The sequence below is a fragment of the Carnobacterium divergens genome, from assembly GCF_900258435.1.
In the GTDB taxonomy this organism is placed as follows: domain Bacteria; phylum Bacillota; class Bacilli; order Lactobacillales; family Carnobacteriaceae; genus Carnobacterium; species Carnobacterium divergens_A.
The window spans coordinates 737,275-751,049 of sequence record NZ_LT992558.1; the positions used below are offsets into that span (position 1 = coordinate 737,275).

General features: G+C 36.6%; 13 protein-coding genes. 8 read left to right on the top strand and 5 right to left on the bottom strand.

Annotation, left to right across the window (positions count from 1 at the left end; all coding sequences use genetic code 11):
- Nucleotides 1-165: 165 nt before the first annotated feature.
- Nucleotides 166-1,068: a LysR family transcriptional regulator gene (locus CDIMF43_RS03885; RefSeq protein WP_109841241.1), complete on the bottom strand. Its 903-nt coding sequence runs from the start codon at nucleotides 1,066-1,068 to the stop codon at nucleotides 166-168.
- Nucleotides 1,069-1,224: 156 nt separating this feature from the next.
- On the opposite strand from CDIMF43_RS03885, the gene CDIMF43_RS03890 reads away from it, so the two are divergent.
- The 8 genes from CDIMF43_RS03890 to mgsA all read left to right on the top strand — a co-directional run bounded on the left by CDIMF43_RS03890 (nucleotide 1,225) and on the right by mgsA (nucleotide 9,578).
- Nucleotides 1,225-3,258: an oxidoreductase gene (locus tag CDIMF43_RS03890; RefSeq protein ID WP_109841242.1), complete on the top strand. Its 2,034-nt coding sequence runs from the start codon at nucleotides 1,225-1,227 to the stop codon at nucleotides 3,256-3,258.
- 27 nt (nucleotides 3,259-3,285) lie between these two features.
- Nucleotides 3,286-4,152: a shikimate dehydrogenase gene (locus CDIMF43_RS03895; protein ID WP_109841243.1), complete on the top strand. Its 867-nt coding sequence runs from the start codon at nucleotides 3,286-3,288 to the stop codon at nucleotides 4,150-4,152.
- Nucleotides 4,153-4,276: 124 nt separating this feature from the next.
- Nucleotides 4,277-5,479: an MFS transporter gene (locus CDIMF43_RS03900; RefSeq protein WP_109841244.1), complete on the top strand. Its 1,203-nt coding sequence runs from the start codon at nucleotides 4,277-4,279 to the stop codon at nucleotides 5,477-5,479.
- 45 nt (nucleotides 5,480-5,524) lie between these two features.
- On the top strand, nucleotides 5,525-6,286 hold the full coding sequence (gene aroD, locus CDIMF43_RS03905; RefSeq protein WP_109841245.1) for a type I 3-dehydroquinate dehydratase: 762 nt from the start codon (nucleotides 5,525-5,527) through the stop codon (nucleotides 6,284-6,286).
- Nucleotides 6,287-6,320: 34 nt separating this feature from the next.
- A complete protein-coding gene (locus tag CDIMF43_RS03910; RefSeq protein WP_109841246.1) occupies nucleotides 6,321-7,547 on the top strand; it encodes an MFS transporter in 1,227 nt (408 codons plus the stop codon).
- A 110-nt stretch (nucleotides 7,548-7,657) separates the two neighbouring features.
- Nucleotides 7,658-8,161, top strand: coding sequence for an NUDIX hydrolase (locus CDIMF43_RS03915; RefSeq protein WP_199198146.1), 504 nt, complete (start codon nucleotides 7,658-7,660; stop codon nucleotides 8,159-8,161).
- A 152-nt stretch (nucleotides 8,162-8,313) separates the two neighbouring features.
- A complete protein-coding gene (locus CDIMF43_RS03920) occupies nucleotides 8,314-8,553 on the top strand; it encodes a hypothetical protein (protein WP_074402313.1) in 240 nt (79 codons plus the stop codon).
- A gap of 602 nt (nucleotides 8,554-9,155) precedes the next feature.
- The gene (gene mgsA, locus CDIMF43_RS03925) at nucleotides 9,156-9,578 is read left to right on the top strand and encodes a methylglyoxal synthase (protein WP_109841247.1); all 423 of its coding nucleotides are present in this window, start codon (nucleotides 9,156-9,158) and stop codon (nucleotides 9,576-9,578) included.
- Nucleotides 9,579-9,635: 57 nt separating this feature from the next.
- Here the strand turns inward: mgsA and CDIMF43_RS03930 are convergent, their stop codons facing one another.
- Genes CDIMF43_RS03930 through CDIMF43_RS03945 form a run of 4 tightly spaced genes read right to left on the bottom strand, consistent with a single transcriptional unit; the run spans nucleotide 9,636 to nucleotide 13,490 of the window.
- Nucleotides 9,636-10,838 carry an amidohydrolase gene (locus tag CDIMF43_RS03930; protein WP_162532906.1) on the bottom strand — a complete coding sequence of 401 codons (1,203 nt, stop codon included), beginning with the start codon at nucleotides 10,836-10,838 and terminating at the stop codon, nucleotides 9,636-9,638.
- A gap of 11 nt (nucleotides 10,839-10,849) precedes the next feature.
- On the bottom strand, nucleotides 10,850-11,683 hold the full coding sequence (locus tag CDIMF43_RS03935) for a MetQ/NlpA family ABC transporter substrate-binding protein (protein WP_109841249.1): 834 nt from the start codon (nucleotides 11,681-11,683) through the stop codon (nucleotides 10,850-10,852).
- 28 nt (nucleotides 11,684-11,711) lie between these two features.
- Nucleotides 11,712-12,395, bottom strand: a complete 684-nt coding sequence (locus CDIMF43_RS03940) for a methionine ABC transporter permease (protein ID WP_034571693.1) — start codon at nucleotides 12,393-12,395, stop codon at nucleotides 11,712-11,714.
- A gap of 21 nt (nucleotides 12,396-12,416) precedes the next feature.
- A complete protein-coding gene (locus CDIMF43_RS03945; RefSeq protein ID WP_109841250.1) occupies nucleotides 12,417-13,490 on the bottom strand; it encodes a methionine ABC transporter ATP-binding protein in 1,074 nt (357 codons plus the stop codon).
- Between the last annotated feature and the right edge of the window lie 285 nt (nucleotides 13,491-13,775).

Here is a 13,775-nt window from a genome sequence, read left to right on the forward strand (position 1 = left end):
TAATGGCTGTAAATTTAAGAAAATATAGGCTAAATAAGCCAGAAAACAAGGGTGATTCTCCCAATAATCGAAAAAATAGAAGACTGAAAATCCTTTTTGCGATTTTCGGTCTTCTATTTTATTTATCTTGAGACTTATGTCCCAAGCTCTTTTTTATGGATAAAATTAAGATTTATGAAGAAAAAATGTTTGGCCATAATTTACGACGAAATCGCGAAATAAGCGTGTAGCAGGTGCTAAATAGTGGTTTTTCAAGGTAGCTGCATAAATAAAGCGATGGTAGCTTGGGTTTTTAATCGAAATAATTTTAACCGCGTAATGATCCAATGCTGCTATCCGAGGTAAAATACCAATCCCATGTCCAAAAGCCACAAAACCAGCTAAAGTATGATCTTCTTCTACTTCGCAAACGATTTTAGGTGTGATATTTACTTCAGCCAACATACTGTCAACAATAGGACGTAAGCCACTTTTTTTATTAAAAAAGACAAATGGATAAGGAGCCGTGTCCGCTAAATCAATCTCTTCAAGTTCGGCTAAAGGATGATGAATTGGAACAATTAGTACGACCTCTTCTTCTGCAATTCGTTCAAAATGGATTTGTTCATCAGGAACCACCATAGAGCATAAAGCGATATCAATGGTCTCATTTTTTAAATGAGTTAGTAGGTCTTTTGTGTTGCCTTGACTTAATGAAAATGAGATTTGTTGATAGTCTGGGTGAGTCGAAAATTCTTTTAATAAAAGAGGAGCAAAATGAGCACCTAAAGTATAGATAAAAGCTAAATCAATGTGGCCCTTGTCTGGACTGGTTAATTCTTTTAAGGCTTTTTCACCACGTTCCAATTCATCCAGCGAACGCTCTACATAGGACAAAAAGAAGTCGCCGTATTTAGTTAAACGAATGTTACGTCCTTGCTTTTCAAATAAAAAAGTTCCAAGTTCCTTTTCAAGTTCAGCCATCGAATGGCTCAAACTAGGTTGAGTAATTGTTAATTCTTCAGCAGCTTGTGTCATATGTTGGATTCTTGCCAATGTTTTAAAATAATAAAGTTGTTTCAAATTCATGATTTTAGCACCTCTCTGTATTTATTGATAGTTTTATTCTATCAATAAATACAAAAATATGCATTAGATTAATAGAAAGTTTCACGTTACAATTTAATTGTGAAATAAAGAACAATGTATCGTTATATTAATGGATTTAACAGGAGGATTTAATAAATGGAAAATTATGAAGCAATTTTTGAACCATTGACAGTTAAACGTATGACACTTAAAAATCGTGTGATTATGCCTCCGATGGGAACCAATTTCGCCAATATGGACGGTTCGTTCAACAATGAACATATTACCTATTATGAACAACGTGCAAAAGGCGGGACGGGCTTGATTACATTAGAGAACGCTTGTATCGACTACCCAATGGGAACTAATGGAACGACGCAGCTCCGAATTGATAATGATCAGTATCTACCTGGCTTATGGAAATTTAATGAAGTCATGCATTCGTATGGTGCTTGTACCTCCGTTCAAATCAATCATGCGGGAGCCTCAGCATATGGTCTACGCTTAGAAGGAAAACAAGCTGTTTCAGCTTCCAATATTCCTTCTAAAAAAGGAAATGCCGTTCCTCGTCCTCTTTTAAAAGAAGAGATTTTAGAAATCGTAAAAAAATATGGTGAAGCAGCCAATCGCGCGCAACGTGCTGGCTTTGATTGTGTTGAAATTCATGCAGGCCATTCTTACTTAGTGAGCCAATTCTTATCGCCACTGTACAATCAACGAACAGATGAATTTGGCGGAAGCCCAGAAAATCGTTCACGCTTTGCCAAATTAATTGTTGAGGAAGTTCGAAGAGCGGTTGGCCCACATTACCCGATTTGTCTCCGTTTTAGTGCGGATGAATTATTAGAAGGTGGAAATACATTAGAAGACACCCTAGATTTATTAACCTATTTTGTAGAAGAGATTGACATTCTAAATGTTTCGGCAGCGTTAAATGACAGCATTCAATATCAAATCGATCAAATGAACTTGGCTGATGGTTGGCGCTCTTATATGGCAAAAGCTGTGAAGGAGAAATTTGGCAAAGTGACGATTACCTCAGGAAATATCCGCAGTCCTAAAATTGCCAATGATATTTTACTAAAAGGCGATGCGGATTTATTAGCAATGGGTCGGGGGTTAATTGCTGAACCAAACTGGGTCAATAAGGTGAAAAATGGCGAAGAACAGTTATTGCGTAAGTGTATTTCTTGCAATATTGGATGCGCAGATCACCGCATTGCCAAATCTCGTCCCTTACGTTGTACGGTTAATCCAGATGTGATTTACGAGGATGCCTACAAAGAGCATCAAGTAAAAAATCATCTGAAGATGGTCGTTATTGGCGGTGGTACTGCAGCTCTTGAAGCAGCTACAACGGCAGCAGAGGTTGGTGTTGAAGTAATAGTATTTGAAGCGAAAGCTTATCTAGGAGGCTTAGCACATGAAATCGCTCGCTTACCTGATAAGCGAAGAATTGATGATTATGTGCTTTATTTAAAAGAGAGAGCCAAACAATTGCCCAACTTAACGATTCACTTACAGACCAAAGCAACAGTAGAAATGATTGAAAAAATTAAACCGGATATAGTTGTGAATGCAACAGGCGCAAAACCTTTATTGCCTCCAATTAAAGGTTTGCAAGAACAGCTTGCAAACCCAAATCGTAAGGTATTTTCAATTTTTGATTTACTAAACAATATGGAAAATTTCCAAGAATTTACTGGAAAACGAATTGCTGTTATCGGTGGTGGCGCAGTCGGCTTAGATGTTGTAGAGTATTATGCAGAACGACATGCGAAATCTGTTTCGATTGTTGAAATGCAACCAACATTAGGTAAAGATTTAGATATGATTACACGTATCTCAATGATGGACATTATTCAACGTCATGGAGTGGCTACGTATACTGAAACAGCATTGACACAAGTAAATGAAGCTTCCTTTACAGTCATGCAACAGGGAGAAGAAGTCGATATTCCTTTTGACTTAGGCTTTGTTTGCTTGGGTATGAAGGCATATCATCCATTAATGGAACCTTTGATGGACTACCAAAAAGAGAGTGGCGCAACAGTTGTCAATCTCGGCGATAGCAAAGTAGCCCGCCGTATATATGAAGGAACAAAAGAGGCTCGCGATATTTTAACAACCGTTCATCAAGTAGACCGAGAAAAGAGTCGTCAATCATTGAAACACTATAGTTACCAATAAACGTTAATAAAAAAGGAGCAACTTAACATGACAGAAAGATTAAACGGACACACCATTTTAATTGGATTAATGGCAACACCAATCAGACACAGCTTATCGCCAACTATGCACAACGAAGCATTTGCAAAATTAGGTTTAGATTATGCTTATCTTGCTTTTGAAGTTGGAAACAATCAATTAGCAGATGGCATTCAAGCCATTCGTGCGCTAGGCATGCGCGGTTCAAACATCTCAATGCCGAATAAACAAGCTGTTTTAAGCCATTTGGATAAATTGTCTCCAGCTGCAGAAATGGTGGGAGCCGTTAACACAATCGTCAATGATGATGGGGTTTTAACGGGACATATTACAGATGGAACAGGATTTATGCGTGGTTTACAACAAGCAGATGTCTCGATTATCGGAGAGAAAATGACGATTTGTGGAGCAGGAGGAGCGGCAACGGCTATTTGTATCCAAGCGGCACTGGATGGCGTTAAGGAGTTGGCTATTTTTAATCGTAAAGATGATTTCTACAAAAATGCCGAACGAACCGTTTCAATGATTAATGAAAAAACGGATTGTAAAGCAACTTTATACGATATTACTGATGAAGAACAACTACGCAAAGAAATTGCGACAAGTGCTATTTTTACCAATGCAACAGGTGTTGGCATGAAACCCTTACAAGAGGAAAGTTTAATTACGGATCCAACAATGTTACGCAAAGAGCTGGTTGTTGCTGACGTTGTCTACGTTCCAAGTGAAACCAAACTATTGAAATTAGCCAAAGAACAAGGTTGTAAAACGGTAAACGGATTAGGGATGATGCTGTGGCAAGGTGCAGCAGCATTTGAATTATGGACAGGGGAAGAAATGCCTGTTGATTATATTCGTGAGTTGTTATTTAATTAAATTTTTATTGAATAAAAAGGCCTGAATCAGTAGGTTTGGGCTTCTTTTATAAAAGTAGGTATTATTAACTAGAAGTAATAATCATTGTGAAATAATAAACAAATATAAAATAAGGAGATTAATAATGAAAAATAAATATATGCCCACAGCGATTAGTCTGTATATCAACTACTTCGTGCATGGTATGGGAGTTTTGATTTTAGCTCAAAATATGGGAGCATTGGGAAGTCAGTGGGGAACAGATGATGCTGGAGTGGCAATTGTAATTTCCTCACTTGGAATCGGACGGTTATTAGTCTTATTTGTTTCAGGAGCATTATCGGATAAATTTGGAAGAAAGCCTTTTGTGTATCTAGGAATGTTGACTTACGTTGCTTTTTTTGTCGGAATTTTATTTAGTCCAAGTATTGCAGTCGCGTATTTCTTTGGAATATTAGCTGGGATTGCCAATTCCTTTATGGATTCAGGCACGTATCCAGCGTTAATGGAATCTTTTCCAGAATCACCTGGAACAGCGAATGTTATTATTAAAGCCTTTATTTCAGCAGGTCAATTCGCCTTGCCATTGATTGTAGGATTACTTATTTCAACAGGAGCTTGGTATGGCTGGTCTTTTGTGATTGCCATTGCTATTTTTGTAGTAAATGCGATTTATCTTTTTAATAAACCTTTCCCAGATCAAAAAGGCAAAGCCGTTAATGAAGAAGCGGAATTGGAAGAAGCTCAAACAGTAGCAGCAAAGCCAGTTAAAAAAGTGAAATTTGCCGTTGAAGGTCTGTGTTTTATTTTATATGGCTATATCTCACAAGCTACCTTTTATCTTGTCAGTCAATGGTTGACGAAATATGGATCAGAAGTTGCAGGAATGGGAGACACTGCCTCTAGAGCGTTAATTAGTTATTACAGTATTGGCTCACTGGTTTGTGTTTTTATAACATCAGCATTAGTTAAAAAAATGTTCAAACCTATTCAATTTTTAGTGATCTATACGTTTATTTCCTTTGTATCCTTATTGATCCTATGGTTATTCCCAACGCCTCTTGTCTGCATGATTGGTGCATTTGTGATTGGATTCAGCGCTGCTGGTGGCGTCATGCAATTAGGTTTAACAGTGATGTCAGAGATGTTCCCAGCAGGTAAAGGGACGGTTACCGGTATTTTCTACACAGCAGGAAGTATTGCATCTTTTACAATTCCTTTAATTACCGGACAAATGTCTAAAACAAGTGTCGCTAATATTATGTTGTTTGATGTTGGGATTGCTTTAGTTGGATTTGTGCTAGCGATTATTATTTACGTAAGGTATAATAAAGTATTTTCAAAATAAAATGAGTTGTTATTCTAAAAAATGCAACGTAAAGGATGAATTGGAATGAAAACTGTTACGATAAAAAATGTCACATTAGGTAGCGGAGCACCTAAAATATGTGTTCCAATGGTTGGGAAAACAGTAGCTGAATTGCTTGAAGAAGCTAGTACGTTAGTAGCGATGGATTTAGATATAGTTGAATGGCGTGTTGATTTTTTTGAAGAAGTGGAAAAATTAACAGCAGTCAAAGAAGTTGGCGTTAAAATTAGAGAGATTTTAAAAGAAACACCGATTTTATTTACATTTAGAACAAAAAAAGAAGGCGGCGAACGAGAGGTTCCATCAACTTATTATTTCCAATTAAATGAAATGATGATGGAAAGTGGTTTAGTGGATTTAGTTGATATCGAATTATTTATGGGAGATGCTGAAGTGAAAGCCACTGTTGCTAAAGCACAAAATCATCAAGTGAAAGTTGTGATGTGCAACCATGATTTTGACAAGACGCCTCCAAAAGAAGAACTCATCAACCGATTGCGCAAAATGCAAGAACTGGGAGCAGATATTTGTAAGATTGCTGTTATGCCAACGTCAACAGAAGATGTGCTAACGTTGTTATCTGCAACCAATACAATGAAAGAAAAGTATGCAGATCGTCCAATCGTCACCATGTCAATGGGAGGCATGGGAGTTGTCAGCCGTATTGCGGGTGAAACTTTTGGTTCTGCTATGACCTTTGGAGCAGCAAAACAAGCATCTGCACCTGGTCAAGTTCCAGTAGCGGAGTTACGTTCAATGTTAAAGGTTCTACACGATAGTATTTAAAACCAATAGTAACTGATAGGAGAGAGAAACCAAGATGCGTAAAAATCCTTATTTTCCAACCGTCATGTCGTTGTATACAAATTATATCTTGCAAGGAATGGCAGCCATTATTTTAGCGCAAAATATGACCCCATTAATGAAACAATTTGGTACGACAGCGACAGGGATGTCTTTGGTAATCTCTTCAATTGGTTTAGGTCGTATTTTGATTTTATACTTTGCTGGACGAATGTCAGATAAATTTGGTCGCAAACGGATTGTTTTAATGGGAATGGCGAGTTATGTTGTTTTTTTTGGCGGTATCTTAATCAGCAATTCTATTTGGGTTGCAAGTTTTTTTACCTTATTTGCAGGCTTTGCCAATGCGTTATTGGATACCGGAACTTATCCAGCTTTGATGGAAGCCTATCCTGCTTCCAGTGGCTTTATGAGCGTTTTAAATAAAGCTTTTATTTCAGCGGGTCAGTTTATTTTACCGATTTTAGTAGGGGCGCTGTTAACCCATCAACTTTATTATGGCATCAGCTTTATTTTGTGTTTAGGAGTTATTTGTGCCAATCTACTCGTTATGTCGCAACAGAAATTTCCTCCGATTCAATCAGTAGAGGATGAACGAGAGTATGTTTCAACTCAAACCACTAATGAAAAGTCTAAATTTTGGCTCGAAGGGGTGGCTTTGATTTTATTTGGCTTTACGTCCGTTTCTACCTTTAATATTATTGTTTTATGGTTGCCACAGTACGCGGAGCAACTAGCGGGTATGGCAAAAGGCAATTCGTTGATGTTGATTAGTTTATACAGTACAGGATCATTAATTTCTGTTTTTCTAACAGCATTTATTGTCAAAAAATGGGTTCAACCAATTGTCGTGATTTTAAGTTGTACAATGGCTTCTTTTTTAGTGTTGGGATTTGTTCTTCTTTTTCCAACAGAGATAGGAGCAAGCATTGCAGCTTTTGGAATCGGTCTGTTTTCATCAGGAGGAATTTGGCAATTAGCGTTAACACTTTTGTTGCAGCTATTTCCAAAGAACAAAGGGCAAATGACAAGTTATTATACTTTAATGACCTCTTTTTCAGTAATGTTGATTCCGCTGATAACAGGAAGCTTGAGTGAAATCAATATTCGATTGGTTATGATTTTTAATGCAGGAGTGACTTTAGTAGGCTTTTTATTGGCTGTATTTGTTTTTATACGGTGTCAACGATTGTCTCAAATTGAAAATAAGGCTATCCTAGTAAATGAAACAATGGAGTATTGAAAATAAAGAAATTTCTAATCCAAAAAGAGCTAAGGGATGTAAATAACTTGAGGGAATAAAGCGTTTGAAGAGAATCCTTCAAGTTGTTTAGTTTAGGGGGGAAATCAAGGGTGACAATCCATAAAAAACATTTTGGCGTGTATGGTGTAGCGTATGTAAATGAGCATTTGCTCTGCATTCAAAAGAAAACAGGTCCCTACAAGAATCGATTTGATTTGCCAGGAGGAAGCCAAAAAGGAAGTGAAGGGTTAACAGAGACGCTGATAAGAGAAGTTTGGGAAGAGACAGGCTACAGGGTTGAAAACTATCGAAACGTTAGGTGTTACGATGTCCTTGTAGAAGAAAAAGAGACCGATAGAGTTGTTCACCACATCTTTGTGCTATACACGATAGACGTTATCAAGCAAAATGACAAACTTCCCAAGCTCGGTCAAGAAATAAATGATTCTTTTGGACCAATTTGGGTGGCAATCAAGGATTTGACAGAAGAAAATACTTCTCCCTTAGTCACAAAAGTAATAGCAGAATTGAATCAAGAGTTGAACAAAACCTTTTTTGACGTTAAAAGATATGAAAATTGGTTAATTAAAGGAGATTCAAATAAAAAAATATAGCTGAAATAGGTTAGTATAGGTGCGAAAGAAGCTTCTTTTTTTGACAATTTCTTTTTTTAAGTAAAAGGACTATCTTCTCTAATTGTTCTGTGTTAATATGGTGTTTGTTTGAAATGACGCATTTATATTTTATGGAAAGAAGATGAATTGTTTTGCATTCTATTGTTCACTTTATTAAGTCGAATCCATTCTCTAAAAAGCAACCCTATTATGAAACAACAAATTTTATGGCGATTGTTTCGATTATTTTAATTAGCGTGGTGTTACGTGATACAACCGTTTACCAAGCCAATCGTTTGTTTTATTATTTAGATATTTTTGCCTGTGGTGTGTTAGTGGCGATTGCCATTAAATTTATTGTGTTTAAATGCTGTAAATCTAATTTGAAATAAAGTTACGAAATCCATTTATTAAATGGATTTTTTTATTTAAATAAAAAAGGCCACTCACTGGGAGTGGCCAAAAAGGAGTTGGTTACCTTAACTTTGGAGGAGTATAAGGTAAATGAAAAATAAAAAAGTTGGTTGTTTGTTGGTTGTAAGATAATAATACCCAATAAATATGAAGAAACTATGACCAAAGTTTGCTATTTTTCTTAAGAAAAACTAAAGCTACTTTTATTGATAACTGAAAAAGAAACAAAGCTACAAAAAAAAGCTACCTCTCAAAGAGGTAGCTAGGGGGAGTGACTCTTTTCAATAGGGGGAGAAAAGAGTAATAAAAATAAAAAAGATTTAGTTTGGACTACTTAGGTAGTATAGCTAGAAAAGCTGAAATTAAAATGATAAACACATAATCTTTTTTTATCAAATCAGTGGCAATGTCTTTATTTAGAAGCGCTTCCAGATTAATCTTATTCTCATTTTTGTGTTATTTAATTATCGGTGTTATGATTAATAACCTTTGGTTTGAAGTGTTTCTAAGAGGTGTTTATTAAATTTGAGTTATATGATATAGTTTTTAAAAGGGCTTACAATGAATTAGGGGGATTGAAATGAATATTGCATTAATTGCACATGATCGTAAAAAAAAGCTGATGATTGAATTAACCACGGCTTATCGAGAAATATTAAAAGAGCATACTCTTTATGCAACTGGTACAACTGGTTTAAGAATTATTGAAGAAACGGGATTAGCCGTTCATCGATTTAAATCAGGCCCATTAGGAGGCGACCAACAAATCGGTGCTCTGATTTCAGAAGATAAGATCGATATGGTGATTTTTTTAAGAGATCCATTAGCAGCCCAGCCTCATGAACCTGATGTGACTGCATTAATTCGATTAAGTGACGTTTACGAGATTCCGTTAGCAACCAATATCGGCACTGGAGAAATATTATTAAGAGGTTTGGGAGTAGGATTTGCAGATTGGCGAACGATAACCAATGAGGTTGAAACTAAAATTTTAGACATTTAACAATTAAAAGGCTCAGCTACTATGAATTAGTAACTGAGCCTTTTCCATCAGATAAGATTATTTTTGTAAATAATTAAGAGCGTATCGAACGTGAAATTCGGTTGCTAAAACTAAACTTCGTTCATCAATATCAAAATTTTCATGGTGATGACCATACCAAGTGTCAGGATTTTCAGGATTTCTAGTTCCAACACGTGCGTAGACTCCTTCACTAACGGCTAGAAAATCGGCAAAATCGTCTGCTCCTAAACTTTTCGGGTTATCAGTAATCACATTTTCAGCACCAACCATATCATTCGCAATCTGTTCAGCAAAATGAGTTGCAACAGGGTGATTAATCAAGGGAGCTGCTGCATTATAATTTTCAAAGCTTAAAGAGGTGCGGTGAGCCTTCGCTACGTCAGTTGCAATGCGTTTAACAGCGTCTAATACGAAATGGCGCGTTTCGTGGCTGAAAGTACGGACCGTTCCTTCTAACGAAGCTTCATTTGCGATAATATTGTAGCGAGTGCCAGCATTTAAAACACCAACAGCCACCACCGCGTTGTCTAAGGGGCTGACTTCTCTAGCCACAATACTTTGGAGTTCAACCGTAATAGCTGCAGCTGTTAAGAGTGCGTCTCTTCCTAAATCTGGCCTAGCAGCATGTCCAGATTCTCCTTTAATCGTAAGTTTAAAAATATCACAAGAAGCATTTGTAGCTCCTTTAGTCGTAACAAGTTTGCCAACGTCAACACTTGAATCCAAATGGAGTCCAAAAACTTGATCTACATTTTGAACAAAATTCCCCTCAACAAACTGTCTAGCCCCAGCACCGATTTCTTCGGCTTGTTGAAAAGCGAGTTTAATGGTTCCTGAAAATTCAGATTGGTGACTCTTTAATAATTTCGCTGCGCCAAGTAAAGCAGCGGTATGTCCGTCGTGACCACAAGCATGATTTAAACCTGGATGCACTGATTTATAAGGAACATCTTTTGCATCTGCCAACTCAAGGGCATCAATATCTGCTCGTAACAAAATAGTTTTTCCTTCACCAAGTCCACCTTGAATGGTTCCAAGGACACCGGTCTCACCAACTGATTCATATGGAATCCCAATTTTCGTAAGTTCAGCTTTAATGCGTTTAATGGTTTCAAATTCTTTTAAACTTGCTTCGGGGTGTTGATGGAAATACCGACGTAATGCGATAACTTCAGCAGCACCATTTTTTAATTCAGTTGTTAAGTCTGTTTCAATTAAATTGATTGTCATATTTTTCATCCTTTTTGTGGTTATTTTTTAGCATCTTCCCAAACAGGTGTAGAGGAACCTTTAGTTGTTTTTTCAAGTAATTTAACGGTCTCAGGGGACTGATAAGCTTTAACGATTTTTTGATAAATGCTATTATCTTTATCCTTTTTCTTGGCAACAATGATATTGATATAAGGTTTTGATGTTTCATTTACTGGTTCTAGGAAAATCGCATCTTTATTAGGAACAAAGCCTGCATCGACAGCCATTCCGCTGTTAATGAGTGAAACCGTTGTGTCACTTAATGAACGAGCAGTTTGAGCAGCATCAAGTTCTTTAATTTCAAGATCGAGTTTATTTTCGGTAATGTCTTTAACTGTGGGTGTTTGTTTAGCAGCAGGGTCTACTTTGATTAAGCCGGCTGTTTGTAGCAATAAAAGCGCGCGCCCACCATTAGTAACATCATTTGGAATGGCCACAATATCTCCTTTTTTTAGTTCTTTTACATCTTTAATCTTTTCAGAATAAATACCTAATGGCGCAATAACAGTTTCCCCAATAGGGACTAAGTCTGTTCCGTGGTCTTTGTTGTAAGAATCCAGGAAAATTTGATGTTGGAAAGAATTTAGATCAATTTCACCTTCATTTAAAGCGGCATTCGGTTGTGTGTAATCTGTGAATTTTACAATTTCTAATTGAATATTGTCTTTCTTTAAACGCTCTTTAACATCATCCCAAACATCAGAATCATCCCCAACAACACCTAGTTTGACCGTAGTCGTTTTTTCTTTTGCTTGCGTACCGCCACATGCCGTAATGAAGAAAGCACCTAAAATTAGTAAAGTAGAAATCGTTAATTTTTTTATTGTTTTCATGTTGTAAAACTCCTTTTTAATTGTTTTTTTAAGAATGGCTTGTTCGTTTAATTAAGAAATTTCCGATAAATTGACTAATAAAGACTAAAATTAAAATGATTAAAGTTGCCACGAGCGTGACATCATTTTGGAATCGATTGTATCCTTTTGAAATAGCTAAATTTCCCAATCCACCGCCTCCAATTGCTCCAGCCATGGCAGTTAGTCCGATTAAATTAATAATGGTTACTGAAGAAGCGCGAATAATACCATTTAACCCTTCTTTTAGGTAAACGCGGAAAATAATTTCTAAAGGACTAGACCCCATCGCTTGAGCTGCTTCAACCACGCCAGAGTCAACTTCAACTAAGGCGTTTTGAATTTGTCTAGCAAAAAAGGGAACCGTTCCAATAACAAGAGGAACAATTGCTGCTGTGGTGCCAATGGAAGTTCCTACTAGTAGGCGTGTAAAAGGAACAATAACGGCTAACATAATAATAAATGGAATTGACCGAAAGACATTAATGATTTTATCTAGAGTGGTGTAAATTCCTCTATTTTCTAGAATCCCATTAGCATCTGTTACAACTAAGATTACCCCTAAGATAATTCCTAAAATTCCTGCAATAATGGCTGTAACGCTGACCATGTATAACGTTTGAATCGTACTTTCAATAAATTCCTCTTTTAAAGGGGGAATATTTTTAAAATAGCTAGCTAATGAATCCAACATTGTTTTCACTCCTTTTGTAAATTAACTAATTTTTTGTTTGCGTGGCAACGAAATAACGTTTTGTTGATGTTCAATTATTTCGACTTTAATATCTTTAGAAACCAGATAAGCGAGTGCTTGATCACGTTTGATTTTTTCCCCTGAAAAGATAACAATTAAATTCCCAATCGGAGTGTCTTGTAAAATTTCAATATTGCCAAATAAAATATTGGTCGAAATTGTAAATTGAGAATAGAGATGAGCAATCAAAGGCTCACTTGTTGTAGCACCTACATAAGAAACTTTCGCAAGAATGTCGTTCGGCTGTAAATCCAACAAACTAGGATGGGTTAAAATAGTTTCTAATCCTTGATCTACATGAGTCGCAGTATTAATAAAATCTTTAGTGATGGGTTTTCTAGGCTGGGTAAAAATTTGGACTAAATTTCCTTCTTCAACGACACGGCCTTTTTCCATTACCGCAACTTTAGTGCAAATTTCTTTTACAACTTGCATTTCATGAGTGATAATCACAATCGTCAAATTTAATTTTCGATTGAGCTCCTTTAAAAGCGTTAAGATTGAGGACGTTGTTTTGGGATCTAACGCGCTAGTAGCCTCATCACAAAGGAGAACCTCAGGATCATTTGCTAAAGCCCTAGCAATGGCAACACGTTGTTTTTGTCCTCCTGAAAGTTGGGAAGGATACGCGTTATTTTTATCTGATAAACCAACCAATTCAAGTAGACCAGAGACTTTTTCATTCAGCTCTTTTTTTGATAATGATGAATGTTTTAAAGGATAAGCCACATTATCAGCAATTGTTCGAGAAGCCATTAAATTAAAATGTTGAAAAATCATGCCTATTTTTTTACGTGCCCTTCGAAGTTCTTTAGGCGTGAGGCTTAAAAGATCGCGGTCAGCAACGATTACTTTTCCGCTAGTTGGACGTTGGAGCAGGTTGATGGTTCTAACGAGCGTACTTTTTCCAGCCCCACTATAGCCGACAATTCCAAAGACATCGCCTTTTTCAACGGTTAAGTCAACTTGCTCGACAGCCGTGATTTGTTGATCTTTTGTTTTAAATGTGACACTTACTTGTTCTAATTGAATCATATTATTCCCACCTTCAAGATAATTTAAAATAAAAAAACGTCCTTTTAAAATCAATTTGAATTGATTTTAAAAGGACGAATTCAACGTTCGTGTTACCACCTTTTTTTAGATTTCCTTTACAAGAAATCCCTTATCAAGTACGAGAAGACATGCTTCCGATACTCTAGCACGTTAATGGGTGCACCCATGATAGCCTAATGGAAAATCCACTCGGTATCCCGCCTCAGAGGCCATTTTCGACTTGCTTTTCATTCGCCCTTTTCAGCATCATACAGGCTCTCTGTT

Excerpts from the sequence above, each read along its gene's own strand:
- mgsA (WP_109841247.1), top strand. The coding sequence starts at position 9,156 with ATGAATATTGCATTAATTGCACATGATCGTAAAAAAAAGCTGATGATT.
- CDIMF43_RS03900 (WP_109841244.1), top strand. The coding sequence starts at position 4,277 with ATGAAAAATAAATATATGCCCACAGCGATTAGTCTGTATATCAACTAC.
- CDIMF43_RS03885 (WP_109841241.1), bottom strand. The coding sequence starts at position 1,068 with ATGAATTTGAAACAACTTTATTATTTTAAAACATTGGCAAGAATCCAA.
- CDIMF43_RS03930 (WP_162532906.1), bottom strand. The coding sequence starts at position 10,838 with ATGAAAAATATGACAATCAATTTAATTGAAACAGACTTAACAACTGAA.
- CDIMF43_RS03895 (WP_109841243.1), top strand. The coding sequence starts at position 3,286 with ATGACAGAAAGATTAAACGGACACACCATTTTAATTGGATTAATGGCA.
- aroD (WP_109841245.1), top strand. The coding sequence starts at position 5,525 with ATGAAAACTGTTACGATAAAAAATGTCACATTAGGTAGCGGAGCACCT.
- CDIMF43_RS03890 (WP_109841242.1), top strand. The coding sequence starts at position 1,225 with ATGGAAAATTATGAAGCAATTTTTGAACCATTGACAGTTAAACGTATG.
- CDIMF43_RS03940 (WP_034571693.1), bottom strand. The coding sequence starts at position 12,395 with ATGTTGGATTCATTAGCTAGCTATTTTAAAAATATTCCCCCTTTAAAA.
- CDIMF43_RS03910 (WP_109841246.1), top strand. The coding sequence starts at position 6,321 with ATGCGTAAAAATCCTTATTTTCCAACCGTCATGTCGTTGTATACAAAT.
- CDIMF43_RS03945 (WP_109841250.1), bottom strand. The coding sequence starts at position 13,490 with ATGATTCAATTAGAACAAGTAAGTGTCACATTTAAAACAAAAGATCAA.
- CDIMF43_RS03935 (WP_109841249.1), bottom strand. The coding sequence starts at position 11,683 with ATGAAAACAATAAAAAAATTAACGATTTCTACTTTACTAATTTTAGGT.